Source organism: Pseudoclavibacter helvolus (assembly GCF_014191305.1).
In the GTDB taxonomy this organism is placed as follows: domain Bacteria; phylum Actinomycetota; class Actinomycetes; order Actinomycetales; family Microbacteriaceae; genus Pseudoclavibacter; species Pseudoclavibacter helvolus.
In genome coordinates this window covers 148,716-175,633 of sequence record NZ_JACHWJ010000002.1, presented here as the reverse complement: position 1 = coordinate 175,633, position 26,918 = coordinate 148,716, and the positions used below count along the sequence as shown (strand labels likewise).

At 67.7% G+C, this 26,918-nt stretch carries 19 protein-coding genes; 5 read left to right on the top strand and 14 right to left on the bottom strand.

The annotated features are described in order from the left end of the window. Positions 1-82: 82 nt before the first annotated feature. From serA to FHX72_RS07680, 11 genes are all read right to left on the bottom strand, one after another. Positions 83-1,675 carry a phosphoglycerate dehydrogenase gene (serA, locus tag FHX72_RS07730; RefSeq protein WP_183624208.1) on the bottom strand — a complete coding sequence of 531 codons (1,593 nt, stop codon included), beginning with the start codon at positions 1,673-1,675 and terminating at the stop codon, positions 83-85. Positions 1,676-1,858: 183 nt separating this feature from the next. Further along, entirely contained in the window at positions 1,859-2,884 is a 1,026-nt protein-coding gene (gene ilvC, locus FHX72_RS07725) for a ketol-acid reductoisomerase (RefSeq protein WP_068480687.1), read from the bottom strand. A gap of 106 nt (positions 2,885-2,990) precedes the next feature. Further along, positions 2,991-3,497, bottom strand: coding sequence for an acetolactate synthase small subunit (ilvN, locus tag FHX72_RS07720; protein WP_068480690.1), 507 nt, complete (start codon positions 3,495-3,497; stop codon positions 2,991-2,993). Positions 3,498-3,500: 3 nt separating this feature from the next. Further along, positions 3,501-5,303, bottom strand: coding sequence for an acetolactate synthase large subunit (locus tag FHX72_RS07715; RefSeq protein ID WP_183624206.1), 1,803 nt, complete (start codon positions 5,301-5,303; stop codon positions 3,501-3,503). 81 nt (positions 5,304-5,384) lie between these two features. Next, positions 5,385-7,085: a dihydroxy-acid dehydratase gene (gene ilvD, locus FHX72_RS07710; RefSeq protein ID WP_183624205.1), complete on the bottom strand. Its 1,701-nt coding sequence runs from the start codon at positions 7,083-7,085 to the stop codon at positions 5,385-5,387. Positions 7,086-7,135: 50 nt separating this feature from the next. Then, on the bottom strand, positions 7,136-7,636 hold the full coding sequence (mnhG, locus tag FHX72_RS07705; protein WP_068480697.1) for a monovalent cation/H(+) antiporter subunit G: 501 nt from the start codon (positions 7,634-7,636) through the stop codon (positions 7,136-7,138). Beyond that, positions 7,623-7,907 carry an MrpF/PhaF family protein gene (locus tag FHX72_RS07700; protein ID WP_156475742.1) on the bottom strand — a complete coding sequence of 95 codons (285 nt, stop codon included), beginning with the start codon at positions 7,905-7,907 and terminating at the stop codon, positions 7,623-7,625. The genes mnhG and FHX72_RS07700 overlap by 14 nt, the downstream gene beginning before the upstream one ends. Then, positions 7,907-8,617 carry a Na+/H+ antiporter subunit E gene (locus tag FHX72_RS07695; protein WP_235812734.1) on the bottom strand — a complete coding sequence of 237 codons (711 nt, stop codon included), beginning with the start codon at positions 8,615-8,617 and terminating at the stop codon, positions 7,907-7,909. The genes FHX72_RS07700 and FHX72_RS07695 overlap by 1 nt, the downstream gene beginning before the upstream one ends. Then, on the bottom strand, positions 8,614-10,179 hold the full coding sequence (locus tag FHX72_RS07690; protein ID WP_183624203.1) for a Na+/H+ antiporter subunit D: 1,566 nt from the start codon (positions 10,177-10,179) through the stop codon (positions 8,614-8,616). Before FHX72_RS07690 ends, FHX72_RS07695 begins: the two co-directional genes overlap by 4 nt. Then, positions 10,176-10,844: a Na(+)/H(+) antiporter subunit C gene (locus FHX72_RS07685; protein ID WP_082775349.1), complete on the bottom strand. Its 669-nt coding sequence runs from the start codon at positions 10,842-10,844 to the stop codon at positions 10,176-10,178. Before FHX72_RS07685 ends, FHX72_RS07690 begins: the two co-directional genes overlap by 4 nt. Further along, the gene (locus FHX72_RS07680; RefSeq protein ID WP_183624201.1) at positions 10,841-13,921 is read right to left on the bottom strand and encodes a Na+/H+ antiporter subunit A; all 3,081 of its coding nucleotides are present in this window, start codon (positions 13,919-13,921) and stop codon (positions 10,841-10,843) included. Before FHX72_RS07680 ends, FHX72_RS07685 begins: the two co-directional genes overlap by 4 nt. A 114-nt stretch (positions 13,922-14,035) precedes the next feature. Between FHX72_RS07680 and FHX72_RS19640 the strand changes: the two genes are divergently transcribed. Then, a complete protein-coding gene (locus FHX72_RS19640; RefSeq protein WP_183624199.1) occupies positions 14,036-15,250 on the top strand; it encodes a DUF418 domain-containing protein in 1,215 nt (404 codons plus the stop codon). Between the two features lie 85 nt (positions 15,251-15,335). Further along, entirely contained in the window at positions 15,336-16,301 is a 966-nt protein-coding gene (locus tag FHX72_RS07670; protein ID WP_183624197.1) for a magnesium transporter CorA family protein, read from the top strand. Between the two features lie 367 nt (positions 16,302-16,668). Here the strand turns inward: FHX72_RS07670 and FHX72_RS07665 are convergent, their stop codons facing one another. Further along, on the bottom strand, positions 16,669-18,048 hold the full coding sequence (locus FHX72_RS07665; protein ID WP_183624195.1) for a cation:dicarboxylate symporter family transporter: 1,380 nt from the start codon (positions 18,046-18,048) through the stop codon (positions 16,669-16,671). A 163-nt stretch (positions 18,049-18,211) separates the two neighbouring features. Here FHX72_RS07665 and FHX72_RS07660 point away from each other — a divergent pair, with 163 nt between their 5' ends. The 3 genes from FHX72_RS07660 to FHX72_RS07650 are packed head-to-tail and all read left to right on the top strand — an operon-like array spanning position 18,212 to position 21,429. Continuing rightward, on the top strand, positions 18,212-19,843 hold the full coding sequence (locus FHX72_RS07660) for an ATP-binding protein (RefSeq protein WP_183624193.1): 1,632 nt from the start codon (positions 18,212-18,214) through the stop codon (positions 19,841-19,843). Next, complete coding sequence (locus FHX72_RS07655) at positions 19,833-20,558, top strand: response regulator (RefSeq protein ID WP_068494212.1); 726 nt, start codon at positions 19,833-19,835, stop codon at positions 20,556-20,558. Before FHX72_RS07660 ends, FHX72_RS07655 begins: the two co-directional genes overlap by 11 nt. Positions 20,559-20,613: 55 nt before the next feature. Then, entirely contained in the window at positions 20,614-21,429 is an 816-nt protein-coding gene (locus FHX72_RS07650) for a sugar phosphate isomerase/epimerase family protein (RefSeq protein WP_183624191.1), read from the top strand. On the opposite strand, the gene FHX72_RS07645 is transcribed toward FHX72_RS07650, so the two are convergent. Then, positions 21,426-23,942, bottom strand: coding sequence for a YhgE/Pip domain-containing protein (locus tag FHX72_RS07645; RefSeq protein WP_183624189.1), 2,517 nt, complete (start codon positions 23,940-23,942; stop codon positions 21,426-21,428). The genes FHX72_RS07650 and FHX72_RS07645 overlap by 4 nt on opposite strands. Continuing rightward, positions 23,939-26,899 (bottom strand): MMPL family transporter, encoded by a 2,961-nt coding sequence (locus FHX72_RS07640; protein ID WP_183624187.1) that lies wholly within the window; start codon positions 26,897-26,899, stop codon positions 23,939-23,941. Before FHX72_RS07640 ends, FHX72_RS07645 begins: the two co-directional genes overlap by 4 nt. Positions 26,900-26,918 lie beyond the last annotated feature (19 nt).

Below are 26,918 nucleotides of genomic sequence, written 5' to 3'. Positions count from 1 at the left end.
CAACGCTGCCTGCGTTCCAACCGCGGCGATCTCTCGCGCGGTTGGGAACGCAGGCAGCGTTCGTGTGGGTGACGCTGGGCGTCTAGCTCTCGACGATGTCGATCTCGTGCAGCTCGGAGGCGCCGATCGCGTCGCGGAGGCGCGCGAGCAGCTCGTCGCTCGCTGGCTCGTCGATCGTGAGCACGGAGAGGGCCTGGCCGCCCTCTTCGTCGCGGGCGATCTGCATGCCGGCGATGTTGACGCCTGCCTCGCCGAGTGCGGCTCCGTAGAGGGCGACGACACCGGGGCGGTCGCTGTAGACCATGACGAGGTGGTGCGCGGCGAGCGGCACCTCGATGCTGTAGCCGTTGATGCCGACGAGCTTCTCGATCTGCTTCACGCCCGTGAGCGTTCCGGAGACGGAGACCGTCTTGCCGTCACTGAGCGTCGCTCGCAGCGTGAGCACGTTGCGGTACTCGTCGCTGTCCTCGTCGACGTTCATGCGCACGTCGAGGCCGCGCTCCTCCGCGAGGAGCGGCGCGTTCACGTAGGAGACCTGCTCGGTGACGATGTTCGTGAAGAAGCCCTTGAGCGCGGCGAGACGCAGCGCCTTCACCTCGTAGCGGGCGAGCTCGCCGTGCACCTCGATGTCGAGGGCGACGGGAGAGGCGCCGATGAGGCCCTGCAGGAACTGGCCGAGCTTCTCCATGAGCGGGATGCCGGGGCGCACGTACTCGTCGATGATGCCGCCTGCAACGTTGACCGCGTCCGGCACGAGCTCGCCGGCGAGCGCGAGGCGCACGGAGCGGGCGACCGAGACGCCGGCCTTCTCCTGCGCCTCGTCGGTGGACGCGCCGAGGTGCGGCGTGAGCTGCAGGTTCGGCTGGTCGAGGAGGTCGCGATTCGATGGCGGCTCGGTGACGAACACGTCGAGGGCCGCGCCGGCGATCTTGCCGGACTCGAGGGCGTCGCGGAGCGCGTTCTCGTCGATGATGCCGCCGCGCGAGCAGTTCACGATGCGAAGCTCGGGCCTGGCGAGCGCGAACTCGGCTTCGCCGATGAGACCGGTGGTCTCCGGCGTGCGCGGGATGTGGATGGTGATGAAGTCGGACTGCGCCATCAGCTCTTCCAGGCTGAGGAGCTGCACGCCCAGCTGCGAGGCGCGGGCGGGCGTCACGTAGGGGTCGTAGGCGACGAGGTTCACGCCGAAGCCCTTGAGGCGGTCGACGACGAGCGTTCCGATGCGGCCGAGGCCGACGATGCCGACGGTCTTCTCGAACAGCTCGACGCCCGTGTACTTCGAGCGCTTCCAGTCGCCGGCCTTCATCGACGCGTTGGCGTTCGGGATGTGGCGGGCGAGCGAGATGATGTGGCCGACGGCGAGTTCGGCCGCCGAGGTGATGTTCGAGGTCGGCGCGTTGACGACCATGACGCCTGCCTTCGTGGCGGCGGGCGTGTCGACGTTGTCGAGGCCGACGCCGGCGCGGGCGATGATCTTCAGGTTCGGGGCCGCGGCGATCGCCTCGGCGTCGACCTGGGTCGCGCTGCGCACGAGGATCGCGTTGGCCTCGGCGAGCGCCTCGAGGAGCGCGGGACGATCGGTGCCGTCGACCTGGCGGACTTCGAAGTCGGGACCGAGCGCATCCACGGTTGCGGGGGAAAGCTGCTCGGCAAGCAGAACGACGGGCTTTGACACGTGAAGAATCCTCCAGTGGAGACAGGGAGTCTGCGGGCGCAGGCCGAACCGATCTTATCGCTGAACGCGCATCCGCCCCACGTCGCCGTAACAAGCGAGCGACGCGCACGAAGAAGGGCCGGCCCCGAGCTGATGCTCGAGGCCGGCCCAACGCAGTTCAGAACTGCTGAAGGATGGTGACGCTTAGCGCGCGACCTGTCCGTCGACGTAGTCGCTGTCGGTCTGCTTCCAGGCGAAGAGCTTGCGCAGCTCCTGGCCGGTCTTCTCGATGGGGTGCGACTCGCCCTTCTTGCGGAACTCAGCGAACTCGACGCCGCCGTTGTCCTGGTCGTCGATGAAGCGCTTCGCGAACGCGCCCGACTGGATGTCGGCGAGAACGGCCTGCATGTTCTCCTTGACGCGCGGGTCGATGACGCGCGGGCCGGAGACGTAGTCGCCGAACTCAGCCGTGTCGGAGACCGACCAACGCTGCTTGGCGATGCCGCCCTCCCAGATGAGGTCGACGATGAGCTTGAGCTCGTGGAGCACCTCGAAGTAGGCGATCTCGGGCTGGTAGCCAGCCTCGGTGAGCGTCTCGAAGCCGTACTGGATGAGCTGCGACGTGCCACCGCAGAGCACTGCCTGCTCGCCGAAGAGGTCGGTCTCGGTCTCTTCCGTGAAAGTCGTCTTGATGACGCCAGCGCGGGTTCCGCCGATAGCGGCCGCGTAGGAGAGCGCCGTGGCCCATGCGGTACCGGATGCGTCGTTCTCGACGGCGATGATGTCCGGGATGCCACGGCCTGCGACGAACTCGCGGCGCACCGTGTGGCCGGGGGCCTTCGGGGCGACGAGGATGACGTCGACGCCCTCGGGAGCGTCGATGTAGCCGAAGCGGATGTTGAAGCCGTGCGCGAAGGCGAGCGTCTTGCCTGCCGTCAGCTTGTCTTTGACGCTGTCCGTGTAGATCGAGCGCTGGTGCTGGTCCGGCGCGAGGATCATGATGACGTCGGCCCACTCGGCTGCGTCTGCAACGCCCAGGACCTCGAAGCCGTCTTCCTGCGCCTTGGGGGCCGACTTCGAGCCGTCCTTGAGGCCGATCTTGACCTCGACACCGGAGTCGCGGAGGTTCTGTGCGTGGGCGTGGCCCTGCGAGCCGTAGCCGACGACGGCTACCTTCTTGCCCTGGATGATGCTCAGGTCGGCGTCGTTGTCGTAGAGGATTTCAGCCACGTGTGTGCTCCTTGATTGTTGGCGTTTGGCTTGTGGGTTCTTGAGTGCTGATCAGCACAGGCAGCTGCTGGTCAGCCTGAGCGGGGTGGATGTGCGCGACGCGAGGTCAGCGCGCGACCCGCTCGGTCATGGACTTGGATCCGCGACCGACGGCGACGAGGCCGGACTGGACGATCTCGCGGATGCCGTACGGCTCGAGGACACGCAGGAACGCCTGCACCTTGCCCGTGTCGCCTGTGGTTTCGATGACAAGCGCGTCCGTGGCCACGTCGACGACGCGGGCGCGGAAGAGGTTGACAGCCTCGATGACCTGCGAGCGAGTCGCGGAGTCGACCTTGACCTTCACGAGCAGGTGTTCGCGCTGGACGGAGGCGTCGAACTCGAGCTCGACGATCTTGATGACGTTGACGAGCTTGTTGAGCTGCTTCGTCACCTGCTCGAGCGGGAACTCCTCGACGTCCACGACGACCGTGATGCGGGAGAGCCCGTCGACCTCGCTCGCGCCGACGGCGAGGGAGTCGATGTTGAAGCCTCGGCGGGCGAAGAGCCCGGCGACGCGTGTCAGCAGACCTGGCTTGTCCTCGACGAGGAGCGAAAGTACGTGCTTCGACATGTTCTACTCCCCCTCGAAGGTCGGGCTGTGTTCCTTGGCGTACTGGACGAAGCTGTTCGAGACACCCTGCGGCACCATCGGCCACACCATGGCGTCTGCGCTCACGACGAAGTCGATGACGACGCTGCGGTCGTTGGTCTCGAGGGCGAGCTTGATGGCGGCGTCGATCTCCTCTTCCTTCGTGACGCGGATGCCGAGCGCGCCGTAGGCGTCGGCGAGCTTCACGAAGTCAGGGATGCGAACCGTCTCGTGTCCCGTGTTCAAGTCGGTGTTCGAGTGGCGGCCGTCGTAGAAGAGCGTCTGCCACTGTCGCACCATGCCGAGCGACGAGTTGTTGATGATGGCGACCTTGATGGGGATGTTGTTGATCGCGCAGGTCGCGAGCTCCTGATTGGTCATCTGGAAGCACCCGTCGCCGTCGATCGCCCACACCGTGCGGTGCGGCTCGGCGACCTTGGCGCCCATGGCGGCCGGGATGGCGTAGCCCATGGTGCCTGCACCACCGGAGTTGAGCCAGGCGTTCGGCCGCTCGTATTTGACGAATTGGGCTGCCCACATCTGGTGCTGCCCGACGCCCGCGGCGTAGATGGCCTCCGGCCCCGTGAGCTCACTGATGCGCTGGATGATGTGCTGCGGCGAGAGGAGCCCGTCGCTCGGTTCGGTGAACCCGAGTGGGAACTCGGCCTTCAGGCCGTCGAGGTAGGTCCACCAGTCCGCGAGGCGGGCCGTGTCGGCGGGCGCATGGTCGGTGACGGCGGCGAGGAGGTCGATCGCGACTTCGCGCGCGTCGCCGACGATCGGCACGTCGGCCGTGCGGATCTTGGAGATCTCTGCTGGGTCGATGTCGACGTGGATGACCTTCGCGTTCGGCGCGAAGAGCGCCGACTTGCCGGTGACTCGGTCGTCGAAGCGGGCGCCGATCGTGATGAGCAGGTCGGCTTCCTGCAGCGAGAGCACCGCAGGCACCGTGCCGTGCATGCCTGGCATGCCGAGCATCTGCGGGTGCGAGTCGGGGAACGCGCCGCGGGCCATGAGCGTCGTGACGGCCGGTGCCCCGGTCTTCTCGACGAGGCGCTGCACTTCAGTGGATGCGCCGGAGCGGACGATGCCGCCGCCCAGGTAGAAGACGGGCTTCTTGGCCTGCGCGATGAGCTGAGCCGCCGCGAGGATCTGCTTGCCGTGCGCCTTGAGCACCGGGCGGTAGCCGGGGAGGTCGAGCTTGACCGGCCAGATGTACGGCGCCTTCTTCTGCTGTGCGTCCTTGGTGATGTCGACGAGGACGGGCCCCGGGCGACCGGTCGACGCGATGTGGTGCGCAGACGCGATGGCCGCGGGAATCTCCTCCGGCGTTCGGACGAGGATGCTGTGCTTCGTCACGGGCATCGTGATGCCGATGATGTCGGCCTCCTGGAACGCGTCGGTCCCCATGAGGTGCGAGAACACCTGGCCGGTGATGGCCAGCAGCGGCACCGAGTCCATGTAGGCGTCGGCGATCGCGGTCACGAGGTTCGTTGCGCCTGGGCCGCTCGTCGCGATGCAGACGCCGGTCCGGCCGCTCGCCGAGGCGTAGCCCTCGGCGGCGTGGCCGGCGCCCTGCTCGTGGCGGACCAGGATGTGGCGGAGCTTGGTGCTGTCGAGGAGTGGGTCGTACACCTCGATGATGGCGCCGCCTGGCAGCCCGAAGACGTCCGTGACCCCGAGGTTCTCGAGGGTGCGGACAACAGCCTGGGCTCCGGTCAGCATTTCGGGCTCGCGCCCGGAGGAGGGTGACGCCGCGGCAATGCGGGCGGCAGTTTCCTGCGTCATGAGATCCGTTCTTCTTGTACTCGATGAGTCGAGCGCAGTCGATGGGGCCGAGCCCCAAGGTCAGAGCCGAGGCTCCGGGGGCTAGCCCGTGGTCGCACCCTCGGACGCGCTGCGGACGAGCTTCGAGTATTTCGCAAGCACGCCGCGCGTGAACTTCGGAGGGAGTGGTTCCCAGCCTTCTCGGCGGGAGGCGAGCTCAGCTTCGTCGACGAGTAGGTCGATCGAGCGAGCCGCGATGTCGACCCGAATCAGATCTCCACTGCGGACGAAAGCGATGGGACCTTGGTCGACCGCTTCCGGTGCAATGTGGCCGATGCACAGGCCGGTTGTGCCGCCTGAGAATCGTCCGTCCGTCAAGAGTAGTACATCCTTGCCGAGCCCCGCGCCCTTGATGGCCGCCGTGATGGCGAGCATCTCGCGCATGCCCGGTCCGCCCTTCGGGCCCTCGTAGCGGATGACGAGGACGTCGCCAGCTTCGATCTCGCCGTTGGTGAGGGCGTCCATCGCGCCGCGCTCGCGCTCGAACACGCGGGCTGGGCCCTCGAAGACGTCGGCGTCGAAGCCGGCCGTCTTCACGACGGCGCCTTCTGGGGCGAGCGAGCCGTGCAGCACCGTGATGCCGCCCGTCGCGTGGATGGGGTTGTTGACCGTGTGCACGACGTCGCCGTCGACCGGGTCCGGGTTGAGGTCGCGAAGGTTCTCGGCGAGCGTCTTGCCCGTCACGGTGAGCGCGTCGCCGTGCATGAGGCCCTCGTCGAGGAGCGCCTTCATGACGACGGGGATGCCGCCGTGGCGGTCGACGTCGTTCATGACGTACTTGCCGAACGGCTTCATGTCCGCGATGTGGGGAACCTTGTCGCCGATGCGGTTGAAGTCGTGCAGGGTGACATCGACCTGCGCCTCGCGAGCGATCGCGAGGAGGTGGAGCACGACGTTGGTCGATCCGCCGAGCGCCATGGCAAGCGCGATGGCGTTCTCGAAGGCTTCCTTCGTGAGGATGTCGCCCGTCGTGATGCCCTGGCGGAGCAGGTTGACCACTGCCTCACCCGAGCGGTGGGCGTACATGTCGCGGCGGCGGTCGGCCGATGCGGGAGCGGCCGAGCCTGGCAGGCTGAGGCCGAGCGCCTCGGCGACGGAGGCCATCGTGTTGGCCGTGTACATGCCGCCGCAGGCACCCTCGCCCGGGGCGAACGCGCACTCGATGCGCTTGAGGTCGGACTCGGACATCTTGCCGGCCTTCGTGGCGCCAACGGCCTCGAAGGAGTCGATGATCGTGATGTCCTTCTCGGTGCCGTCCGAGAGCTTCACCCAGCCCGGAGCGATCGAGCCCGCGTAGAGGAAGACGCTCGAGAGGTCGAGTCGCGCGGACGCCATGAGCATGCCGGGGATCGACTTGTCGCAGCCGGCGAGCAGCACGGTGCCGTCGAGGCGCTCGGCCATGACAACCGTCTCGACGGAGTCGGCGATGACCTCACGGGAGACGAGTGAGAAGTGCATGCCTTCGTGGCCCATGGAGATGCCGTCGGAGACGGAGACCGTACCGAACTGGAGCGGGTAGCCGCCGCCGGAGTGCACGCCTTCTTTTGCACCCTGCGCGAGGCGGTTGAGGGAGAGGTTGCAGGGGGTGATCTCGTTCCACGAGGACGCGATGCCGATCTGCGGCTTGTCCCAGTCGTCGTCACCCATGCCGACAGCGCGAAGCATGCCGCGCGAGGTGGTGGCTTCGATGCCGTCGGTGACGACCCGACTGCGTGGCTTGATGTCGATTTCTGGCTCAGGCATGCCCGCCATTCTACGCCGCGGCGAGCCTCGGCCCGCGCCGCGGCGACGCGCTACTTCTCGCCGTGTCCGAGGCCCTCGTGCTCCGGTGCCGGTTCGCGTTCCGGCTGACCGGTCCGAACCGCGTGGGCTCGGGTCAGTTCGTCGTCGGTGCGTCGCTGCGCGCTCTCGACAGCTGCCGCCAGCTCGTCGACGTAGAGCGGAGCATTGTCGAACTGCCTGCTGCGGTAGCCGGCTCGCGCGAGCATCGTCGCGCCGGCCGGCGTCGTGAGCATCTGGAAGAACATGATCGGGATGAGGAAGAGGATCGTCGGCAGGTGCGTCTGCTGCACGGCGAGGCCGATGAGCAGGAACATAAGGCCGGCGATCTGCGGCTTGGTCTGCGCGTGCATCCGCATGAGCACGTCCGAGAAGCGCATGAGGCCAACCCCGGCTGCGAGCGAGAGCAGCGCGCCGAGCCCGAGGCAGACGAGAGAGATGATGTCGAGGGCGTCAAGAGGGCCGTTGGCCACAAGGAGCCCACCGGATGCGAGAAGCGCGTCAGAAGCGTTCACTTGCGTTCGCCTCCTGCCTGGTGACGTGCCTGGCCACTGCGATCGAAGCGATGAATGCGGTCATCGCGAGTGCAAGCACAAGTGGGAGCGTGTCCGTGTGACCGCGGATGATCATGTCGGCGACGAGCACGCAGATGAGGATCGTGAGGAGCGCGTCGGACGCGACCATGCGGTCGATGATGGAGGGGCCGCGGATGATGCGGATCACCGCGAGGAGCGCGGCGACGGCGAACATCGTGCCGAAGATCCAGACGAGCACGTCGACGACCATCACTTGTCCCCCTCCTGAGCTGCAGATCGGCCGGTGGCCGACTCCTTGACGATGACGGGCATGTCGTGCGCGAACTGCTTGTCGCGGATCGCCTCGTGCTTCTTCTGCGCTGGCGACTGCCCGATGGGACCGAGACCGCGGCGCACGCGGTCGCGGTTGACGCGCCACAGGTCGTCGCGGGTGCCGAGGGCAAGCGCGAGGCCCTCCTCAACATCGAGCGCGAGTGCCTTGACGGACTCGACGGATTCGTCGGTGGACGCGTCGAGCACGTGCAGGTACAGCACCGAGTGCATCCGGTCGACTTCGACGACCATCGAGCCGGGGATGAGCATGTTGACCTCGGCCGTGAGGGTGAGGATGAAGTCGCTGCGCGTGCGCAGCTGCACCGAGATGACGGAGCCCAGCGGCGGCTTCGCCGGCCGGAAGGCGAGCCACGCGACGATGAGCGACGCGCTCACGAGGCGGTAGACGAACTTCACGAAGAAGACGAGCGTCCACCACAGGTTGATGCGTCCGGAGAGGTCGACCGCCGGCAGGTAGAAGACCTCGACGATGATGACCGAGAAAATGATGCCGGTGACAACGCTGATGACGTCGACGTGCCCCCACAGCACGAGCCAGAACGCGACAAGCGCGAGCAGCAGCGGCAGCTGGACGAGAATCGCGTGGCGCCGCGGCTTGCGGGCGCTGGTGTCCTTGACCTTCATCATGGCTTGAGCACCTCCCCGTTGGAGACCGAGCTGATGTACTCAGCAGGGAACAGGTCGAACGCGGCAGTCTCGGACCACTCGTAGATGGGGCCGGCGAAGACCGTGATGGCGACGCTCACGGCGACCGTCGTGGTGGTCGCGATCGTCATGAGCCGCGACGATGACTTCGTCTCGGTGACGACGGCCGACTCTGGAGTGTCCGAGATGCGCTCCGTCATGGGCGAGGAGAAGTCGACGACCTGCTCCTGCGTGCGCCAGAAGCCGAGGTTCCAGACGCGGATGAGCGCGTACAGGGTGAGGAGGCTCGTCACGGCACCGGCGCCGATGAGCACGTAGCTGAGCACGCTCCCCTGGGCCGCGCCCGCCGTGAAGAGGCCGACCTTGCCGATGAAGCCCGAGAACGGCGGGATACCGCCGAGGTTGAGCATCGGGATGAAGAACAGCACGGCCACGAACGGGGCCCGCTTGAGCATCCCGCCGAGGTGCGTGAGGGACGACGAGCCGGCTATTCGCTCGATGAGCCCCGTCACGAGGAACAGCGCCGTCTGCACGATGATGTGGTGGACGATGTAGAACACCGTCGCCGCGTAGCCGAGCTCGGTGCCGAGCGCGACGCCGAAGATCATGTAGCCAATGTGGCTGACGAGCGTGAACGACAGCATTCGCCGGATGCCTGCCTGGGCGACGGCACCGAGGATGCCGACGATCATCGTCAGCAGCGCGATGACCATGAGCAGCACGGAGATGTCGTTGTCCCAGAACAGCAGCGTCTCCGTGCGCAGGATCGCGTACACGCCGACCTTCGTCAGCAGGCCCGCGAACACGGCCGTGACCGGAGCTGGCGCCGACGGGTACGAGTCCGGCAGCCAGAACGACAGCGGGAAGAGCGCCGCCTTGATCGCGAAGGCGATGAGCAGCGGCATGTGGAGCATGAGCTGCACATCCTGCGGCAGCTCCGCCATGCGCACGGCGATCTCGGCGAAGTTCACGGTTCCGACGGCGCCGTAGATGAGCGCGATCGAACCCAGGAAGATGAACGACGAGACGAGGCTCACGACGATGTAGGTGACGCCGGCCTTGATGCGCTCCGTCGTGCCCCCGAGCGTGATGAGCACGAAGCTCGACACGAGCAGGATCTCGAAGCCCACGTACATGTTGAAGAGGTCGCCCGCGATGAACGCGTTGTAGACGCCCGCCGACAGCACGAGGTACGTGGGGTAGAAGATCGAGACCGGGGTCTCGTCGTCGCCGTCCGCCGCGCCCTGGCCGATTGAGAAGGCCATGACCGCGAGCAGCACGATGCTGGTGACAACGACGAGCATCGCCGACAGCTGGTCGACGACGAGGGAGATGCCGAACGGCGCGAGCCAGCCGCCGCCCTGCACGACAAGCGCCTCGCCAGACGTGGTGACGGCGACCAGCAGGCCGACGCTCACGGCGAGCGCGAGGACAAGCGTCGCCTGCGCGATGAAGATCTGCAGACGGGCCGCGCGGGCCGCGGTCAGCGCGAGGGCCGCTCCGATGAGCGGCACGAGCACGATGAGGGGAACAAGCCAGGTCATGATCGATCCCCCTCCCCTGCGTTGTCGTCTCTGCGGTTGGCGGCGTCATCCGAGCCGGAATCGAGGCCGACCTCGGGCTGGGTGCCCTCGGCGTCCTGCTCGCCCGCCCGGAACTCTTCAAGCTCCTCGTGGCGGTTGCTCGGCTCGGTGGCCTTGAGGGATGCTTCCGCGAAGCTGTCCCTGCCAGACCCCGAGTCCGGCCCTTCCCCCATGTCGATGCGCGCCGTCGAGACGGCCGCCTCCGCGTACTGCCCGAACTCGGTGTCGCCCGAGTCGTCCTCGTCGAACTCCTCGTCATCCTGCGAGAGGTCGGCGGTTCGCATCGCGATGTCCTCTTCATCGTCGCTCACGGTGTCGGCCTGCGCCAGGCGCCACGAACGGTAGATGAGGGCGAGCATGAACGCCGTCACGCCGAAGGTGATGACGATGGCGGTGAGGATGAAGGCCTGCGGGATCGGGTCCGAGTAGTCCTCGGGTGCCACATCCGCGTCGTAGATGGGCGCGAGACCGAAGCTGCCCGACATGAAGAAGATGAGGATGTTCGTGGCGTTGCCGACGAGCAGGATCCCGAGGAGCATGCGCGTCAGGCTGCGCTCGAGGAGCAGGTAGACGCCGCAGGCGTAGAGCACTGCCATGCCAACGAGAAGCACAAGGGACAGGGTCATGAGCGGGTCACCTCCTCGGATTCGACTGGTTCGATGTCGTTCTGGTCGGTTTCGACCTCTTCGTTGACACGAGCGAGAGCGCCGGTGTTGAAGCCCGTCTCGCCTCCCTCTGCGTTCTCGCCCTGCAGGCCGTCGTGCTCTGCCGCTGACGTGTCAGAGTCAGGGGATGCGTCCTGTTCGATCTGCAGGTCGATCTCCGAACCCAGCGAGCGCAGGATGTCGATGACCAGCGCGATGACGATGAGGTAGACGCCGATGTCGAACACGGTCGACGTGACGAAGACGAACTGGCCGATGCCTGGAATGTCCTGGTCGATCCAGGAGGACGTGAACGGTGCCTGGCCGAAGAAGATCGGCACAAGCGCCGTGAGGGTCGCGAGCAGGAACCCGATGCCGAGCAGTCGACCCGCATCTACCTTCACGGCCTCGTCGAGCTCCGCACGGCCGCCAGCCAGGTAGCGCGCGGCGAGCGCGAGGCTCGCGACGGCACCTCCGGCGAAGCCGCCACCCGGAGTGTTGTGCCCCGTGAAGAGGAGGAAGAGGGAGGCGATGAGCAGCGCGTGGAACACGAGCCGCACGACGACCTCGAGGATGATCGAGCGGTTGTTCGGCGCGAGCGACTTCCCGGCGATGAGCCAGACCTTGCGGTGCTCCCCCTGCAGCTTGTCCGCCTTGCCCAGCTTCTGCCCTGCCGCGCTGACGGCGGCGAGGTCGATGGGCTCGGTGACCGGGCGGGATGCACGCAGGAAGCGAGGGCCGCGGGCCGCGTCGACGCGCGACCGGCCTCGATTGTTGAGGTAGACGAGGCTCGCGACGCCCGTAGCGGCGGCGATGAGCACGGAGAGCTCGCCCATCGTGTCCCAGCCGCGGATGTCGACGAGCGTGACGTTGACGATGTTCGAGCCGTGGCCGCCCTTGTAGGCGAACTCGGGGAAGAACACCGAGTCGGGGATGGCCTGGCGGGACGCAAGCGAGATCCACGCGACGACCGCGAGCACAATCCCGACGCTGCCGCCGATGAGCCAACGAAGCCACGAAGGCGGATTCTTGAGTGCCTTGCCGTGGCGGGCGGGGAGCCTGCGCAGCACCAACACGAACACGACAAGCGTGATGGTCTCGATGAGGGCCTGCGTGATTGCGAGGTCAGGGGCGCCTGAGAGGGCGAAGAGGCCGGCCATGCCGTAGCCCGTGACGCCGACCAGGATGACGCCCTGGAAGCGCTTCTCCGAGCTCGTGACGAAGAACGCCGCGAGGATCATGATCAGGATGATCGCGATCTCCTGCCAGCGGATCTCGGTCTCGAACGCGGGGACGGGCGTATCCATAGTGACGAGCGTGAAGACGGACGCCACGACGAACATGATGAAGATCGACGCGAGGTAGAAGGGCAGCGAGCCACGTTGCGTTGTCGCCGTGGTGCGGGCCGCGATGACGTCGACGACGCGCATCGTGGTCCAGTAGCCGCGCGACGACTCGATGAGCGGTGGCACCTTCGCCTGCGCCCGGGCGACGGGGGCCCGCCACACGAACAGCAGTCCTCCGAGGATGAAGGTGCCGATCGTGATGAACAGCGCAGGCTCGAACCCGTGCCAGAGCGCCAGGTGGTACGGCTTAACCCCTTCCAGCTCTGGCAGCGTGTCGGCGTACATCGCGAGCACGGGGTCGATGAGGCCGGAGGCGAAGCCGAGGCCGAGGGAGGCGATGACCAGGACAAGCGGGGAGAACATGAAGTCGAGGTGCTCTGGCACGTAGCGCACGCGCTCGACGTCCGGCTTCGAGGCGAAGGCGCCCCAGAGGAAGCGGGCCGAGTAGGCGACGGTGAAGACCGTGCCGAGCACAACTCCGACCAGCGCGATCCAGCCCCACACGTTGCCAGCCTCGCCAGCGTCCAGGAGCGCCGTGAGGATGGCCTCCTTCGCGACGAAGGTGAACATCGGCGGCACGCCCGCCATAGCCGCGATGGCCAGCGCCGTCATCCAGAACAGGACGGGGGCGGCCTTCGCGAGGCCGGAGAGCTTCCGGATGTCGCGGGTTACCGTGCGGTGGTCGATCATGCCGACGATGAGGAACAGGGCCGCCTTGAAGCAGGCGTGCGCGATGACCATTGCGAGGCCCGCGAGCGCCGCATCCCTCGTGCCGAACGCGACGACGACCGTGAGCAGGCCGAGCTGGCTGACGGTGCCGTAGGCGAGGATCAGCTTGAGGTCGTGCTGGCGCAGCGAACGCCAGCCGCCGATGAGCATCGTCGCGACGCCGATCGTGATGAGCACTTCGCGCCAGCCTGGCATCTCGGCGAAGCCGGGGGCGAGGCGGGCGATGAGGTAGATGCCGGCCTTGACCATCGCCGCGGCGTGGAGGTACGCGCTGACGGGGGTCGGGGCGGCCATCGCGGCGGGAAGCCAGAAATGGAACGGGGCGAGGGCCGACTTGGTGACGGCCCCGGCGAGCACGAGCATGACCGCTGTGATCGTGAAGCCGTCGAACTCGGGCGGGTTCGCGATAATCTCGGACAGCAGCGACGTGCCGGTCGAGGCGTGCAGCATGACGAGGCCGACGAGCATGGCCAGGCCGCCGAGCGTCGTGACGAGCAGGGCCTGCATGGCGGCACCGCGGCTCGCGCGCTTCGACGAGTAGTGGCCGATAAGGAGGAACGAGAGCACGCTCGTCGCCTCCCAGAAGATGAAGAGGAGGTAGATGTCGTCGGCGAGCACCAGCCCGAACATGACACCCGCGAAGGCGAGCAGCACGGCGGCGAAGCGACCGAGGTCGGGCTCGTCCGGCTTGAAGTAGCGTCCGCAGTAGAGCAGGACCAGCGCTCCGATGCCGGTGACGATGAGCGTCATGATCCAGGCGAGCACGTCCATCCGCATGGCGATCGCGATGTCGATCTGCGGAATCCAGGGCACGCTCTCGGTGAGTACTTCGCCGCTCAGAAGGCGGGGACCGAGCAGCGCGGTCCAGACGAAGGCGGCGGCGGGGATGGCGGCGGCGGCGAGGAACGTCACGTTCCGTAGCCACCTGTGGAGCACCGGGATGAGGATGCTCGTGCCGATGAAGATAGCCAGGAACGCGATCATTCGGCCTCCTGGAGCTCATGCAGCGGTGTGGACGTGTTTATTTTACCTGGCAGTTGGCCGTGCAGAGTCTGAATGCATCGGATCGACCTCTGGACCGAGCCAGGATGGTGTGTTGTGACGATTTCACCGAAGCCGCAGCCGACCGCCCGAACCGCCAGGGCACTTGCCCCAGATGCAGCTCGCGGGTTCGCGCTGTTGTTCATCGCGATCGCGAACCTCACGGTGTATCTGTACGGGAACGAGGCCGGAATCCTCGGCCGCCCGATCGACGGATCCGCGGGCGATCGCGTGGCGAACGTCGTCGGAGCCCTCTTCATCGATAACCGCAGCTACCCGCTCTTCTCGCTCCTCTTTGCGTACGGGATGCACCAGCTCCTGTCCAGGGAGCAGCAGCGCGGAACACCGTGGCCGCAGGCCCGATCCCTGCTCCTGCGCCGAAACCTGTGGCTCTTGGTCTTTGGCATCGCGCACGGATTCCTGCTCTTCATGGGCGACATCATGCACGTGTACGCACTCGCCGGGTTCCTCCTGGTCCTCCTTGTACGCGCACCGAATTGGGTGCTGTGGACGGTGTTCGGCGTCACCACTCCCCTCATGATTTTCCTGGGCGCAAACGACGCGTTCCTTGCCTCGGGGTTCGACTTCGGGATGGGCCCGATGATGCCGTCCGCGCAGGCCGAGACGTTGGGCGAGGCACAGCTCGACCGCCTCGGCGAGTTCTCCGGTTCTCTCCTGTTCTCGCCAGTCCTGGCGATCTCGCTCATGGCTCCCATGATGCTTGGGCTCCTCATGGCCCGATCCCAGCTCCTCGAGCGGCCTTGGGAGCACCGGCGGGCCGCTCTCATCATCGCTGTCGTCGGTGTGCTCTCCGCCGTCCTCGGCGGGCTCCCCTTCGCCTTCGGATTGGCGTTCGGGTTCACTCCAGGACCGGAGTGGCTGGGCGCCGGCATGCTCCACACCGCGTCGGGGCTCCTCGGCGGCGCGGGATACGCGGCCATGTTCGCCCTCATCGTGTCGCGAAGGCAGTGGGCAGGTGTTGCGCCCGGTCCAGCGATCGGCGCGTTGACCGCGCTCGGCAAGCGGTCCATGTCCGGCTATCTCGCCCAGTCGGTGGTGTTCGTACTGATCATGCCGGCGTGGTCCCTGGGTCTCGGCGGGACGCTCGGCACGGGCGGTGCCCTTCTCGTCGGCACGAGCACGTGGCTGGTGACCGTGATCGGTGCCGTCCTCCTCGAGCGGGCAGGCAAAGCCGGACCGGCGGAGTGGGCGATCCGCCGCCTCGCGTACGGCCGCCCGACCGTGAGCGCGACGACTGCACTTCACCACTGAACCGCTCCCTGGTGTTGCGCGGCTGGCCAGCGAGCTGTGACTGGCATCGCGTGGCGCGGCGGGTCCCGACCGTACGATGAGCCGCATGCAGACGAAGAGGCTCTACCGCGAGGGCAAGCGAGTTGGCGGCGAGCACTCGCTGTCGAGCCTCGCCGAGCACCGCGCATCCGAGGGCTGCACGGCCTGGGTCGACCTGACACTCGATGAGGAGGGCGCGCTCAATGAGCTCGCACGCCTCCTCGATTTGCACGCGCTTGCGGTCGAGGACGCGCGGTCTCGGCTGGAGCGTCCCCGCCTCGCACGCTTCGACTCGCACCTGCTGCTGACGCTGTCGAGTTCGGCGTGCGGTGAGACCGGCGACGTCACGATCTCTCGGCTGACCGCGTTCATCCTGCCCGGCATCCTCGTGACCGTCCACGAACCCGCGTTCCCCATCGAAGACGTCACGAAACGGCTCGACGAGAACGAGGAGCTCTCGGAGTTCGGAGTTCCGTGGCTCGTCTGGGGGCTCCTCGACGTTGTCGTCGACAGCCACACCGACTCCGTCGAGCAGCTCGACGAGGTCATCGAGGCGCTCAGCGACGGACTGTTCAGCGATCGGCCGGACACGAGTGAGGTGCAGCGGCGCGCATTCACCCTGCGCCGGAGCGTCTCGAAGCTGCGTCACGCGACGCTCCCCCTCAGAGAGGTCATCACCCTCTTCATCCACCAGGGCGAGGAGAAGGTCGCACCCGAGTTGCACCCCTACTTTGCCGACGTCGGCGACCACGCCGCGCTCGCCGCCGACTGGTCCGAGACGCTCGCGGAACACGTCTCGACGGCCATCGAGACGAGCATCGCCCTGCAGGGCAACAAGATGAACGAGATCATGAAGAAGGTCACCGGGTGGGCTGCGATCATCGCCGTCCCGACCGCCATCACCGGATTCTTCGGCATGAACGTCGACTTCCCCGGCCACAACGAGGTCGAGGGGCTCATCGCGTCCGTCTCCCTCGTCATCGGCGCGTCCGTGGTGCTCTACATCGTCTTCAAGAAAAGGGACTGGTTGTAGCCACCCGAGTGCGCTCGCACCCGGCCTCCCGCGCCACCCTCGCCCGGCCTCCCGCCCGACCCCGCCCCCAACTCCCGCCCGGCCCCAGCCAATTTAAGGGCGAAGTGGAAATCGGCCACGCGCAGAGGCCCGGAATCTCGCGGTGCCGTCACTGGCGTTGCACGTCCGAGAGCCAACTCGCCCTTAAATTGACAGAGCGGGCGACACCCGACCCCGCTCATTCCGATCTCTCTGCACCCCAGTGATCGGCGAGCATCGGGGCACGGCGAGGCACAGACCTGTGGGGTGCGCATCCGAATCTCTCGAAACGGATGCGCACTCCACAGGTCTGTTGTCTTGCGGTCTAACCAGCGAGCCGGCCAGCTAGCTACGCCGTGACGCGCTCCTGGTCGATGACCTGCTGGCTCTTGGCGTCGCGCGAGTGGTCGGTTGCGCCGTGCACGTCTTCGTTCATGGTGGCCTCGTCGAACGGGGCCCCTCCGCTGAGGACGAGGTCGACGCGCTGCTTGTCGATCTCCTTGGTCCACGTTCCGACGAGCACCGTCGCGACTGCGTTGCCGGTGAAGTTCGTGAGCGCACGAGCCTCAGACATGAAGCGGTCGATGCCGACGATCACGCCGACGCCGTCGACGAGGTCGGGGCGGTGGGCCTGCAGCCCGCCGGCGAGCGTCGCGAGTCCGGCGCCGGTGACACCGGCTGCGCCCTTCGACGCGATCATCATGAACACCAGCAGCGACACCTGCTCGCCGATGGAGAGCGGCGTGCCCATGGCGCTGGCGATGAACAGCGACGCCATCGTCAGGTAGATGGCCGTGCCGTCGAGGTTGAACGAGTACCCGGTGGGGATCGTGATTCCGGCGACGGACTTGGATACGCCGACGTGTTCCATCTTCGCGATGAGGCGAGGCAGCGCGACCTCGCTCGACGACGTCGAGACGATGAGCAGGTACTCGCGGCCGAGGAACTTCATGAGCTTGAAGATGTTGACGCGGGCGACGAGCCAGAGCAGCGAGCCGAGCACCACCACGATGAAGAGGGCGCAGGTGATGTAGAAGGCGACCATGAGCGTGCCGAGCGCGATGACCGCGTCGATGCCCGTAGCTCCCACAACCGCGGCGATAGCTCCGAAGGCACCGACCGGAGCGACCCACATGATCATGCCGAGCACGCGGAAGACGAGCGCCTGGATCTGAGCGATCGCGTCGATGATGGGCGCGGCCTTCGTGCCCATCTTCTGCAAACCGAAGCCCAGGAGCAGGGCCACGAACAGCACCTGGAGGATGCTGCCGTCAGTGAGTGACGAGAACAGCGAGGTCGGGATGATGCCGAGCAGGAAGTCGGCCGTGCCCTCGCTCTTCGACGCATCCGCCTCGTACGTGGCGCTCGCGATATTGAGGCCCTCACCCGGGTGGATGAAGTTGCCGACGACCATGCCGATGCCGAGGGCGAACGTGGACATCGTGATGAAGTAGAGGAGCGCGAGCCCGCCGACCTTGCCGACCGTCGCGGCCTTCGCGATGGAGCCGACGCCGAGCACGATCGTGCAGAAGATGATGGGGGCGATCATCATCTTGATGAGCGCCACGAACGCCTCGCCGACGGGCTTGAGGGCCTTCCCGAACTCCGGGAGGACGAGGCCAACGGTGATGCCGGCGAGCACGGCGATGATGACGGCGATGTAGAGCCAGTGGGTCTTGTCGATGCCACGCTTGCGTGGGGCCTTGGTGTCCTGAGATGTGAGCGCCATTGCTGTCTTCTCTCCCTTGAGATCCGACGCGAGCTGCGTCGGGAACGATGGATTGAGCATCCGCTCACCGCTGTGACCATCGCGACTTGCGTTCATACTGTTTTCACCGTGCACCTCAACACCGAGGTCTGCCGCGGTCCCCCATCGACGCAGAGGAGGCGCTGTGCGATTCGCAAGCTGGAGCGTCGCGACTCGACTCTTCGTGCTGCAGTTCGTCGCCATCCTCGCGCTCACCGGCATTGGGGTGGCCGTCGTGTGGGCGGACGCACGCCGAGAGGCGGAGGACGACGCCGCGCTGCGCAGCCTGGCCGTCGCCGAGACGATCGCCCACGATCCGTTTGTCGTCGAGCAGCTGCAGGTGGCGGACCCCACAAGCACCCTCCAGCCGTACGCGATCACCATCTCCGACTCCACGGGGATCGACTTCATCACGATCATGGACACGAGCGGGGTGCGCATCACGCACCGCAACCCGGAGGAGATCGGCGGGCTGTTCCAGGGCAATATCGACTCGGCCCTCAGGGGCTCGACCTTCACCGAGACCTACACGGGAACACTCGGCCCTTCTGTGCGCGCCGTCGCCCCCATCTGGGACGACGGCGAGGTCGTGGCTCTCGTCTCGGCCGGCGTCACCGTGTCGAACGCGCACGTCGCGACCGGTTCGCGCATCACGCTGATCCTGTGGTCCGCGCTTGGCGCCCTGCTCATCGGCGGCGCGGGCGCCTGGGCGCTGAGCCGATACCTGCGGCGGGTGACCGATAACCGCGGCCCGGAGGACCTGTCCCGCATGTTCGCCTACTACGAGGGTGTGCTTCGTTCGATCGACGAGGGGCTTGTGCTCATCGACACGAAGGGCAGGCTCGCGCTCACCAACGTGGTCGCCGCCGAGTACCTCGGCCTGGCGCCTTTCGACCCGCAGGCCACCCCGCAGCCGGTGCGCGACCTCAACGTTCCGGAGGTCCTGAGCGACGTCATGCTGCGGGGAGACGCCGTCGTCGACGAGATCGTCGTGACCGAACGCCACGTGCTTGTCGTGAACTGCGAGGCCGTCGTGACCCGTGGGCCCGGTCAGGATGCGCCGCGCTTCGCGGGCACGGTCGTCACGCTCCGCGACCACTCCCGCATCGAGGAGCTGAGCGGCGAGCTCGAGACCTCGCAGACCCTCGCGGCGGCACTCCGCTCGCAGGCTCACGAGTTCGCGAACCGCCTCCACACGATCATCGCGCTCATCGAGCTCGGGCAGCCAGACGAGGCGATGCGGCTCGCGAGCTCCACGCTCGATGTCAGCCAGGAGCTTGCTGACCGCCTCGTGCGCGCCATCGAGGACCCGGTGCTCGTCGCACTGCTCCTCGGCAAGTCGTCGCAGGCCGACGAGATGGATGTGCGCTTCGACCTGCACCTGCCTGCCCGGGTTCCCGCGAGCGCCTCGGCGCGGGACCTCATCACGATCGTCGGCAACCTCATCGACAATGCCCTCGAGGCCGCCCGCGCGACGCCAGCCCCGGCGGTGCGGGTGCTCGTCGAGGAACTCGACGGGGAGGTGCTCATCGAGGTGAGTGACAGCGGAGCTGGGCCGGACCCGGAGTTCCTCGGGAGGATCTTCGACTTCGGCGTCTCTGGGAAGCCGGGCAAGGGCCGCGGCGTCGGGCTGGCGCTCGTCCGGCAGGCCGTGCGCAGGTCGGGCGGAAGCATCGACGTCGACGGGTCAGCGTTCACCGTCTGCCTGCCGGTGCGCGATTCGGAGCTCACCCCGAGCGGGGTCTCAGAAGTGGAGAAGACGGCAGATGACCGGTGACCGGGCAGCGCATCCAGCATCCCTGCACGTACTCGTTGTGGACGACGAGGCGCTCACGGCGCAGGCTCACGCCTCGTACGTCGACCGACTGCCAGGGTTCCGTGGCGTCGGTGTCGCGGGCACCGCGTCCGCGGCGATCCTCGCCGTCCGCGCGGCCGCCTCGGGTGACGCCGAGCGCATCGACGTGGTCCTGCTCGACATCAACATGCCGGACGCGACGGGCATCGACGTCGCCAGGCGGCTCAGGGCTGAGGGGCACGACGTCGACATCATCGCCGTGACTGCCGTGCGCGAGGCGGCAACCGTCAAGCAGGCGGTTTCGCTCGGCATCGCCCACTACCTGCTCAAGCCGTTCACGTTCCAGACCTTCGCGGAGAAGCTGGAGGCGCTGCGCGAATACCGGGCCGGCCTCTTCGACCACGTCGTGTCGAGCCAGGACGAGGTCGACCAGACGCTCGCTTCGCTCCGTCAGGCCACTCCGCAGGCGAGCCTCCCCAAGGGCCTCACGAGCGAGACCCTCGCAAGCGTCATCGCTGCGCTTCGGTCGCTCGGGGAGGGAAACGGCATCTCCGCGAAGGAGCTCTCGGAGCAGCTGGCACTCTCTCGTGTCACCGCCCGCCGCTATCTCGAGCACCTCGTCGACACGTCAGCGGCGGAGCGCACCCCGAGGTACGGCACGCCCGGACGCCCCGAGCTGGAATACCGTCTCGCCTGATTCGCTTGGAGCGTTCGTCACCTTTCGGACAGCCGAGAGGAGTAATCTCCGGAAAATGATCACCGTCGGCATGAGCACTTCCTGCACGTTCCCGAAGTCTGTCGAGACGTCGTTCCAGATAGCTCGCGATGCGGGCTTCGACGGCATGGAGATCATGATCTCGACCGATCAGACGTCGAGAAGCGTGGATGCGCTGAAGCGCCTCATCGACAAGTACCAGCTGCCGGTGCTCGCCGTGCACGCCCCCGTTCTGCTGTTCACGCAGTTCGTGTGGGGCCGCGACCAGCGAACGAAGCTGCAGCGTTCCGCCGAGCTGGCGCGCGATATCGGCGCCTCCACCGTTGTTGTCCACCCGCCGTTCCGGTGGCAATCGGGATACGCGGAGAACTTCCTCGACATCGTCCGCGAGATCAACGCGGACACCGGCACCGAGATCGCCGTCGAGAACATGTTCCCGTGGAAGGTGTCAGGACGTGCGTTGCAGGCCTACAAGCCTGGCATCGACCCCGTCGAGATGGACTGCGACGCCGTCACCCTCGACTTCTCGCACGCAGCGCTCTCGGGCCGCGACTCCCTGCAGATGGTGAAGGCCGCGGGTGACCGCCTGCGGCACATCCACCTCTGCGACGGCCAGGCACCCGAGGCGAACGACAAGCTCTTCGACGAGCACCTCGCGCCTGGCGAGGGCGGCCAGCCCGTGGCCGAGACGCTGCAGTACCTCGCATCCATCGGGTGGTCCGGGCACGTCGTCGCCGAGGTGAACACGCGCAAGGCCAAGAACGAGCCTGACCGCCTGCGCATGCTGCGCGAGACGGTCGCGTTCGCTCATGATCACCTGCAGCTCGGCCGCTCGGTCCCCGACGCCGTCTAGCGACCGTTCTCGACGACCACTCTCGTCTCGGGACCGCGCAGTCCCCGACGCCGTCTAGCGTCCACTGCCCGCTCTCGTCTCCCACTCTCGTCTCGGGATGGGTTTCTCATCTCGGGATGGGTTGCAACCCATCCCGAAGCGCGCAACCCATCCCGAGACTCTGGCTGTCGGATGCGACAGCGCTGCGCCAAGAGGTGCGACCACACCGCGACATGCGCTGCGCCGAGAGGTGCGACCGCACCGAGACGCGTGGCCACCCCCGAGACGAGTGGCCAGCCGGCCGCCGAGCGCCTACGCGGCGACGAGCTCGCGGCGGCCAGCCGCGAGGCCGGCGACAAGCGAGGCCTCGAGCGGCGCCTGCGGCCGATGACGATGCTCGCGGCTCCGAACGCGAGCGCTGCGATAACCAGCATGCCGACGGCCGCCAGGACGACCCCGGATGCACTGCCACCGGAGTAGGCGAGTTGCAGCCCCGCGGCGAGGTGCGTCCCAGGGAGCAGTCCCGAGATCGTCTCGACGAACGGAGACTTCAGCTCCAGCGGAATGAGTCCGCGCATGGCCAGCACCTGGATGCTGAGGAGGCCGACGGAGGCGACGGCCGCGGCGCGCCTTCCCCAGAGCGTCGTGAACAGCAGGTGCACGCCGATGAGGGCGATCGCGCAGAGGGCGCCGAGGCCGAGCGTCGCGAAGGCCGCGGTGACGGGCACGCCCACGAAGCCGTGGGCGATGACCATGACGGCGAAGAGTACGACGGCGAGCGGCAGGAGCATCCGCCTCGTGGCGTCGAGCAGGATGCGCACGTTCGAGGCCATCGAGGCGTACGCCTCGGTTGGCACGAGGCGGCGCATGAGCGTCGTCGCGAGTGCCGCGAGCCAGAGCGCGAGCGGCAGGATGAGCGCGGTGAGGATCTCGCCGAAGCTCACCTCGTGCTGCATGGCCTGGTTCGCCTGGACGGGATTCGCGACGACCTCGGCGAGCGCGTCGGGGTCGCCGACGGCGTTCTCGGCCTGCGCCGCCCCGTCGCTGAGCCCGGTCGAGAGCTGGCTCGCGCCTGAGGTCAGCTCGCCAACGCCCTCTTGAATCGGGGCGACGCCGTCGACGAGGAGCTGCTGCCCGTCGCGGAGCTGCCCGAGGCCCGTGGCGAGCGCGCCTGCTCCCGTCTCGAGTTGGGTGCCTCCCGTGACGAGCTGGGATGCGCCGCTTTCGAGCTCGTCCCCCGCCGTCGCGAGGTCGGAGGCACCCGTCGTGAGGCTGCTCGAACCCGCCGAGAGCTGCGTGGCGCCGGTGTTGAGCTGGTCGATGCCATCGGCGAGCGTGACGAGGCCTGCGCCGATCGCCTTCAAGTCGGTTGCCCCGTCGGTGACAGCGGTGAGCTCACCCGTCGCGCCGTCGAGGGTCGCGACGAGGCCGTCGACGCCACCTGTCGTGCCGGCGATGCCCTCGAGCTGCGTCTCGCACTCGGTCTTGAGGGTCGGGTCGGCGAGCGCCGCGCACCAGGCGACAAGACCATCGGTGGAGTTGTTGAGCGCGACAAGCGCGGGCCTGATCTGCTCTTGGTAGGTCGCGGTGCCCTGCGTGACGGCGGTCGAGTATCCCTCGAGCTGGGTGCCCGCGTCAGCGAGTTCCTGGCCGCCGGTTCGGAGACCAGGCGTCTGCTGGGCCAGCTGACCGACGCCGGCTGCAAGCTGGTCGGCACCGCTTGTGTACTGCGTGATGCCAGCCGAGAGCTGACCGACGCCTCCCGTGTACTGGGTGATGCCGCTCGAGAGCTGTCCAACGCCGGAGACGTAGGTCGTCACGCCGGTCGAGAGCTCGCTGGCGCCGTCCGCGCTCTGCACGAGTCCCGCCGAGAGCTCGCTCTGGCCGTCGGCGAACTGCGCGAGGCCGGAGCCGAGCTGCGTGCCGCCGTCGGCGAGCTGGGATGCCCCGTCTGCTGCGTCGCGCAGGGAGGTCGCGGTCTGCCCGATGCCGTCGAAGAGCTGGACGGCGACCATCTCGGTGACCTGCGTGCCGAACTGGGCGGTGAGCGCATCCGAGAGCCCGTTGGCGATGGCGGGCGAGAGGTAGTCGTGGGACTGGTCGGTGGTCACGTCGATCGTGGCCGGTGTCGCTCCCTCGTCGGCGATGCCGGTGATGCGTGCGGAGAAGTCCTCCGGGATGGTGACGACGACGTACGCGGAGCCGTCTTCCAGCGCGGCCTTGGCGGTTTCCGCGTTGGCGAGCTGCCAGTCGAAGCCCGTCGCGGTGTCTGGGTCGGTGAGCGCGCTGACGACGAGTCTGCCCGCGATGACGGTCGTCTCGTTGCCGTCTGGCGCGGTCTGGGTCTGCATCTCGTCGTTGTTCACGATCATGGCCGGGATCGCCGAGGTGCGGGCCTCCGCGCCGGCGAGGCCGGCGAAGTAGGCGCCGGCGACGATGAGCGGCACGAGGATCGCGACGAGCAGGTTGCGTAGGCGCCGGCGGCGCAGCGCCCCGCGGTCGGCCGTGACGGCGTGGAGGACGGCGGCGCTCATGCGAGTGCTCCCTTGTGCGCGCTGGTTGCTTCGTGCGTGGGTTGCGGTGCGCCTGCGGACGCAGCGGGTGGGGCATCGAGGCGGATGCGGCCTGCGGGCCGGCGCACCTCGCCCACGATGGCGGCGGGGTCGAGCCCGCTTGGAAGCCCGAGGACGATGGTCGTCTCAGGCGCGGCGAGCGCGCTCGCCTCCCTGAGGAGGGACGCGGCGAGGCGGGTCGTCACTTCTGGTTCGGCTCCGGGGCCGAGGTCGAGGATCAGAACTTCTGGCCCCTCCGCGAGTGCGATGCGTGCCAGCGCGACGCCACGGGAGGCGGGCCGGAGCTCGCCGAGGCTCGTGTCTGCCTGCACGCGCGGCGAGCCGTCGCGCAGCCGGGCAGCGGCGGCCGAGATCTCGGCGATCCCCTGCTCGATGAGCGCAGGCGGCACCGATCCGCCCGCGGCACCGCGGCCGAGCCGCAGGCGCTCCTCGAGGAGCGCCCCCACCGTGAGCTCCGCAGACCTGGAGTCGAGGGTCGAGGCGTCCACGACGGCGACGCGACGCATAAGCGCGCTCTCGTCGCCGGGCGTGAGGTGCCCGTGCGCGTGGGCGTGCCCGCTCACGGGGGCGATGCGGCCGGCGAGGGTCGCCGCGAGCAGCCGACGCTCGGCGAGCTGCCCTTCGACGAGCAGCACCCCGCCGCGTTCGATTCCGCCGGTAACCGGTCGCGTTGTCGTCGATTCGGCACCCGCGACGAGGCCGTCTATGGCGATGCCGTTGGGCTGGTCGCGCATCCACTCGGCGTTCTGGCGGTAGTGGCGGAGGTGCTCCCCCTCGACATCGAGGTCGGGGAGGATGCGCTCGAGCCAGGCAGGCAGCGCCCAGGCGCGATTCCCGAGCATCGCCATGACGGCGGGCACCAGCGTCATGCGCACGAGGAACGCGTCGAAGAAGATGCCGGCGGCGAGCCCGAGCGCGATCGCCTTGATGACGCCAGCGCCCTCCGGCACAAACGCGGCGAAGACGAAGAACATGATGAGCGCGGCCGCGGTGACAACCCGCGCGCCGTTCGCGAAGCCCGTCTCGACGGCCTCCTTGGCGTTCCCGCTGCGCACGTAGGCCTCGCGCATGCCGGAGACGAGGAAGACCTCGTAGTCCATTGCCAAGCCGAAGATGATGGCCATGAGCAGGATGGGCATAAAGCTGATGATGGGGCCGGGCACGACGTGCAAGGCGTCGGCGAACCACCCCCACTGGAAGATCGCGACGACAACGCCGAAGGCCGCGAACACGCTCAGCAGGAAGCTCAGCGCCGCCTTGAGCGGAACGAGGATCGACCGGAAGACCATCATGAGCAGGAAGAAGCTGAGCCCGACGACGACCGCGGCGAATGGCAGGAGCGCCTGGTTGAGCCGGTCGGAGATGTCGAGGGCGATGGCCGTCGCACCCGTCACCGAAGTTGTCATGCCGGTCTCGGCCTCGAGGTCGTCGCCGAGGTCGCGGATCTCGCCGACAACCCGAAGCGTCTCGTCGTCGTCGGGTCCGGTCGACGGCACCACCTGGAGGATCGCGGAGTCGACGGTCAGGTTCGGCAGCGGGTCGCCGACGGTCTCGACGCCGTCGACCTCTGCGACGCGGTCGGCGATGAGCTGCAGGTCGTCGAGCAGGGTCTCGTTGTCTCCCTGCGTGATGTCGACCATCACGATGAGCGGCCCGTTGGCGCCTGGCCCGAAGTGCTCCGAGACGAGGTCGTAGCCGACGTGCGCCACGCTGTCCTCCGGCTCGGAGGCACCGGAAGGCAGGGCGAGCTTGAGGTCGAGGGCGGGGATCGCAAGCGTGCCGAGGATGGCCACGACGGCGAGCGCGAAGGCCAGCGGCGCCTTCATGACAAGCCGCACCCAGCGCCTGCCCATCGTTGGTTTCGCATTGGCACCCGTCTCGCGACGGAACGCACGAGACCCGGCCTTGGGGCGCATCCGCTCACCCGTGAAGCCCAGCAGCGCTGGCACAAGCGTGATCACGGCGGCCATGGCCGCGAACACCGCGCCGGCTGCGGCCACGCCCATGACGTTGAGGAACGGGATGCCGACGATCATGAGGCCCAGCAGGGCGATCATGACGGTCACGCCGGCGAAGACGACAGCGTTGCCCGCCGTGCCGACGGCGGTCGCGGTCGACTCCTCCGGGTCCATCCCGTTTGCAAGCTGCGTGCGGTGGCGCGACACGACGAAGAGCGCGTAGTCGATGCCGACGGCGAGGCCGATCATGACCGCGAGCAGCGGAGTCGCGCTCGAGACGACCACGAACTTCGCGGCGAAGAGGATGCCGCCCATCGTCACCCCGACCCCGACAATGGCGGAGGCGAGAGGGAGCCCGGCGGCGAGCACAGATCCGAAGGCCACGAGCAGCACGATGGCGGCGAAGACGACGCCGACGATCTCGGTCGGCGTGAGCCCGTACTCGAGGTCCTGGAAGATCTGCCCGTCGAAGCCGACCTGCAGGCCAGAGCCCTCGAGCGACGTGCCGATCTCGGTCACCTCGGCGATGAGCTCCTCGCCGATGTCCTCGCTCGTGCCGTCGAACTGCACGCGGATGATGCCTGCCTGGGCGTCGTCGGAGACCGCGTCGGTTGCGTACTCCGAGAAGGGCGAGAGCGCTTGGCTGACGCCGTCGAGCTCGCCGAGCTGATCGGCGGCCTCCTCGATCGCCCCCCGGTACGGCTCGGCCTCGACGGAGTCGCCCGCCGGGGTCACGACGACGATGCTGGCGCTTGCACCTGCAGCCTCGGGGAACACCTCGCCGAGGCGGTCGAGCGCCGCCTGCGACTGAGTGCCTGGGATCGCGAACGACTCCTTGAGCGCACCGCCTGCGGCCACGCCGACGCCGAGCGCCACGGCGAGCAGGAGGATCCAAGCGGAGAGCACACGCCACGGGTGACGGTACGAGCCACGAGCGATTCGGAAGAGAAGAAGGGCCATGAGTCTGTTGCCTGCCTGT

Excerpts from the sequence above, each read along its gene's own strand:
- ilvN (WP_068480690.1), bottom strand. The coding sequence starts at position 3,497 with ATGTCGAAGCACGTACTTTCGCTCCTCGTCGAGGACAAGCCAGGTCTG.
- FHX72_RS07715 (WP_183624206.1), bottom strand. The coding sequence starts at position 5,303 with ATGACGCAGGAAACTGCCGCCCGCATTGCCGCGGCGTCACCCTCCTCC.
- ilvD (WP_183624205.1), bottom strand. The coding sequence starts at position 7,085 with ATGCCTGAGCCAGAAATCGACATCAAGCCACGCAGTCGGGTCGTCACC.
- FHX72_RS07700 (WP_156475742.1), bottom strand. The coding sequence starts at position 7,907 with ATGGTCGTCGACGTGCTCGTCTGGATCTTCGGCACGATGTTCGCCGTC.
- FHX72_RS07695 (WP_235812734.1), bottom strand. The coding sequence starts at position 8,617 with ATGATGAAGGTCAAGGACACCAGCGCCCGCAAGCCGCGGCGCCACGCG.
- FHX72_RS07690 (WP_183624203.1), bottom strand. The coding sequence starts at position 10,179 with ATGACCTGGCTTGTTCCCCTCATCGTGCTCGTGCCGCTCATCGGAGCG.
- FHX72_RS07685 (WP_082775349.1), bottom strand. The coding sequence starts at position 10,844 with ATGACCCTGTCCCTTGTGCTTCTCGTTGGCATGGCAGTGCTCTACGCC.
- FHX72_RS07680 (WP_183624201.1), bottom strand. The coding sequence starts at position 13,921 with ATGATCGCGTTCCTGGCTATCTTCATCGGCACGAGCATCCTCATCCCG.
- FHX72_RS07670 (WP_183624197.1), top strand. The coding sequence starts at position 15,336 with ATGCAGACGAAGAGGCTCTACCGCGAGGGCAAGCGAGTTGGCGGCGAG.
- FHX72_RS07665 (WP_183624195.1), bottom strand. The coding sequence starts at position 18,048 with ATGGCGCTCACATCTCAGGACACCAAGGCCCCACGCAAGCGTGGCATC.
- FHX72_RS07655 (WP_068494212.1), top strand. The coding sequence starts at position 19,833 with ATGACCGGTGACCGGGCAGCGCATCCAGCATCCCTGCACGTACTCGTT.
- FHX72_RS07650 (WP_183624191.1), top strand. The coding sequence starts at position 20,614 with ATGATCACCGTCGGCATGAGCACTTCCTGCACGTTCCCGAAGTCTGTC.
- FHX72_RS07645 (WP_183624189.1), bottom strand. The coding sequence starts at position 23,942 with ATGAGCGCCGCCGTCCTCCACGCCGTCACGGCCGACCGCGGGGCGCTG.
- FHX72_RS07640 (WP_183624187.1), bottom strand. The coding sequence starts at position 26,899 with ATGGCCCTTCTTCTCTTCCGAATCGCTCGTGGCTCGTACCGTCACCCG.